3 protein-coding genes are annotated in these 4,149 nt (G+C 34.3%); all 3 read left to right on the forward strand.

What is annotated here, in order from left to right:
- A partial coding sequence (gene polA, locus FUA26_RS05440; protein ID WP_147132695.1) for a DNA polymerase I occupies positions 1-1,858 on the forward strand: 1,858 nt, incomplete at its 5' end.
- A gap of 17 nt (positions 1,859-1,875) precedes the next feature.
- Positions 1,876-2,817: a bile acid:sodium symporter family protein gene (locus FUA26_RS05445; RefSeq protein ID WP_147132699.1), complete on the forward strand. Its 942-nt coding sequence runs from the start codon at positions 1,876-1,878 to the stop codon at positions 2,815-2,817.
- A gap of 64 nt (positions 2,818-2,881) precedes the next feature.
- A complete protein-coding gene (locus FUA26_RS05450) occupies positions 2,882-4,021 on the forward strand; it encodes a glycoside hydrolase family 26 protein (protein WP_147132702.1) in 1,140 nt (379 codons plus the stop codon).
- The last annotated feature ends 128 nt before the right edge of the window (positions 4,022-4,149 follow it).

Below are 4,149 nucleotides of genomic sequence, written 5' to 3' on the forward strand. Positions count from 1 at the left end.
TGTTAATGAGGCAGATACTGAAACAAGTTCAGCATCGCATACCCGAAAAACCGCAGAAAACACAAGCCATTTTTACCAAAGCGTCGCTTCTGGTATGGCAACAAAACTCTTCATTAAAAATTTAATGAACCAAACTTCGGTTTGTTTTGATACCGAAACCACAGGTTTAAATCCGTTAACTGCCGAATTGGTTGGCATTGCATTTTCATGGGAAGTTGGCAAAGGCTTCTACTTGCCATTTCCTGAAGACAAAACCGAAGCACAAGATTTAATCGAGGAATTGCGTCCGTTTTTTGAAAGTGAAACCATTGAAAAAATTGGTCAGAATTTAAAATACGATATTAAAGTTTTAGCCAAATACAACATCGAGGTAAAAGGCAAACTGTTCGATACCATGTTAGCACATTACCTTATTAATCCAGATATGCGTCACAATATGGATGTTTTGGCAGAAACCTATTTGAATTACACACCAATTTCTATTGAAACGTTAATTGGTAAAAAAGGAAAAAATCAGCTTTCAATGCGCGACGTTCCTTTAGATAAACAAACCGAATATGCTGTTGAAGATGCCGACATCACCCTACAATTAAAAGAACATTTTCAAAACGAATTAGGCGAAGCCAATACCCAAACCTTGTTTGATGATATTGAAATTCCGTTACTGCGCGTTTTAGCGGCTATGGAATTGGAAGGTATTAACCTTGACAAAGACTTTTTAGCGTCATTAGCAGAGCAACTAAACAACGACATTGCCACACTTGAAAAGCGCATTTACGAAGCTGCTGGCGAAGAATTCAACATTGCATCTCCTAAACAATTGGGTATTATTTTGTTTGAAAAAATGAAATTGGTTGACAAGCCAAAAAAGACCAAAACTAGGCAATATTCTACTGCAGAAGATGTCTTGAGTTATTTGGCTAAAGACCACGAAATCATTCAAAACATTCTTGATTTTAGAGGTTTAAGCAAACTTAAAAGCACGTATGTTGATGCGTTACCGCTTCAGGTTGAAGAAGCCACAGGACGCGTTCACACCGATTATATGCAAACCGTTGCCGCTACTGGTCGTTTAAGTAGTAACAACCCGAACTTACAAAACATTCCTATTCGTACCGAGCGCGGTCGTCAAGTGCGAAAGGCGTTTATTCCGCGAAGCGAAGATTACACGCTTTTAGCTGCCGATTATTCTCAAATTGAATTACGCATTATCGCAGCCTTAAGCGAAGAAGAAACCATGATTGAAGCCTTTAACAACGGTGAAGATATTCACGCTTCAACCGCTGCAAAAGTGTTTAATGTGGCTATTGAAGACGTTACGCGCGAACAACGTAGCAACGCTAAAACTGTAAATTTCGGTATTATTTATGGTGTTTCAGCTTTCGGATTAAGCAATCAAACTAATTTATCTCGTAGTGAAGCCAAAGAGTTAATCGACACGTATTACGAAACTTATCCGAAGCTAAAAAACTACATCAGTAAACAAGTAGATTTTGCTCGTGACCATGGTTATGTGCAAACGGTTTTAGGTAGACGCAGATATTTAAAAGATATTAATTCTAGAAATGCGGTTGTTCGTGGTGCAGCAGAACGAAATGCGGTAAATGCACCAATTCAAGGTAGTGCAGCCGACATCATTAAACTCGCTATGATTGCCATTTACAAGAAACTTGAAGCTGGCAATTACAAAACAAAAATGCTACTGCAAGTACATGATGAATTGGTTTTTGATGTTTACAAACCAGAACTAGAAACCATTTCAACCTTAATTAAAACCGAAATGGAAAATGCTTATAAACTAGCAGTTCCGTTAGATGTTGAAATTGATACTGGCAACAATTGGCTAGAAGCGCATTAAATTTGAATGTTTACTAAATGAAACTTGACAAATTTGTAATTGCTATTATTATAGCAGTGGCGGTAGCGTATTTATATCCTGAAGCTATTAACGTATTACCTTTAAATACTATTTCTAGTATTGGGGTTTCTTTAATTTTCTTTTTCTACGGACTCAAGTTAAATTTAACACAAATAAAAGAGGGTTTAAAAAACTGGAAATTACATTTACTAATTCAAGCGAGTACTTTTTTAGTGTTTCCTTTAGTTGTGCTTTGTGCTTTACCTGTAATACCCGAAACATCAAAAAACTTATGGTTAGCCTTTTTGTTTTTAGCTGCTTTACCTTCAACAGTATCATCATCTGTAGTAATGGTTTCTATTGCAAAAGGCAATATACCTGCCGCTATTTTTAACGCTAGTATTTCTGGTTTAATAGGTATAGTAATTACTCCTATTTGGATGGGATTATTTTTAAACAATACCAGTACAGATTATAACCTCACCGAGGTTTACCAAAAACTACTTTTAGAAATTTTGGCTCCTGTTTTTTTGGGCCTCATTTTTAATAAATACTTAGGCGCATTTGCCCAAAAACACAAAAACTACCTTACACTGTTTGATAAGAGCATTATTTTAATAATAATTTACAAAAGTTTCTCTAAATCATTCATTGATGGGATTTTTAACAATCTTACAATTATAGAATTACTACTTATTTTATGCGTTTCTGTTGCGTTATTTTTTATTGTTTTTCAAGTCATTAAATTCATTTCAAAAACGCTCCACTTTTCTATTGAAGACCGTATAACAGCGCAGTTTTGTGGCACAAAAAAATCATTAGTTCACGGTACAGTTTTTTCTAAAATACTATTTCAAAACGCCTCTTTTTTAGGCATAATTTTACTTCCTGTAATGCTATTTCATGCATTTCAAATTTTGGCCACCAGTATTATGGCTACTAAATATGCTAAACGTTAAATTTAGTAAGTTTTTATATTATTTATCGACACTTATACAGCATACAAAAACTGCTTGAGTAATTATGAAACATATTTTTGTAAAAATATGCACTAGTGTCTTTTTTTTATTTAGTTGCCAACCTGAAGCCATAGACCTTTTTAATCCTAATGAAACAAGAACACCTCAAGAGCTTAATAATAATGTACTTTTTGCAGACCCAAACCTAGTTCAAGAAGCCAAAGACTTGCACTTAAAACTACAGCTAATCACCCAAAAAGGTATTGCTTTTGGACAACAAGAGGCCATTGGAGGCGGCGTTAATTTCTTTGATTTTAATTCTCTTGAAAGCGATTTTAGTAGAGTAGCTGGAGATTGGCCTGCTGTTATAGGTTTTGATCTTGAAAGAATAGAACTAGAAAACCCACTAATACCTAACCCAAATGTACAAGATTTTAGAAAGTCTTTAATTACCAAAGCATATAAAAATGGTAGCATAATATCTTTAAGTTGGCATGCCGCAAACCCAGTTACAAAACAAAACTCTTTTGATACCACTAGGGCTGTTAATGAAATGCTTGAAGGCGGCAGCTTAAGACCCACTTTTTTACTTTATTTAGAACGCATTGCATTTTTTTTAAATAGCTTAAAAGATGAAAACGGCAACCCAATACCTGTACTATTTCGCCCTTGGCATGAAATGAATGGAAACTTCTTTTTTTGGGGCGAAGGTTTAAGGTCTACCGAAGCCTATAAACAACTTTACAGAGACACTGTAAGTATACTTTCTAACACATACAATGTACACAATGTGCTTTACATATATTCTCCAAATGTAGTTAGAAACGCTTCAGAATATTTAAAAAATTATCCAGGTGATGCATACGTGGATATACTTGGTATTGATATTTACGACCATAAAAACAATAATTTTGTAAACAATGTCATTAGAAATTTAGATATTGTTGAAACAATTGCTAAGGAAAAACACATGCTTTTTGCGTTTACTGAAACAGGATTAGAAAATGTTACTGAACCTGATTGGTGGACACAGCAATTGTATAAAGGTATAAAAAGTAGCAGTATAACATACGCGTTAATTTGGCGCAATGCTACCAAAAATCATTTCTATGCACCTTTTGAAGGACACCCAGCTGAAGATGACTTTAAAACATTTGTTTCTAAAGACATTATTTTATTGCATGAAGATATTCAAGTACAATAACTTAATTTAAACACATAAAAAAAGCAGGATTTAATCCTGCTTTTTCATTTTATATTTATATCTATTATGCGGTTTGCATTTGATGTTTACCTTCATAGACTTCTTCTACCAATTTAGCATTAAATGCT

Origin of the sequence: Seonamhaeicola algicola (assembly GCF_007997385.1) — a bacterium.
In the GTDB taxonomy this organism is placed as follows: domain Bacteria; phylum Bacteroidota; class Bacteroidia; order Flavobacteriales; family Flavobacteriaceae; genus Seonamhaeicola; species Seonamhaeicola algicola.

Coding starts and splice junctions, on each gene's coding strand:
- FUA26_RS05445 (WP_147132699.1), top strand. CDS start 1,876: ATGAAACTTGACAAATTTGTAATTGCTATTATTATAGCAGTGGCGGTA.
- FUA26_RS05450 (WP_147132702.1), top strand. CDS start 2,882: ATGAAACATATTTTTGTAAAAATATGCACTAGTGTCTTTTTTTTATTT.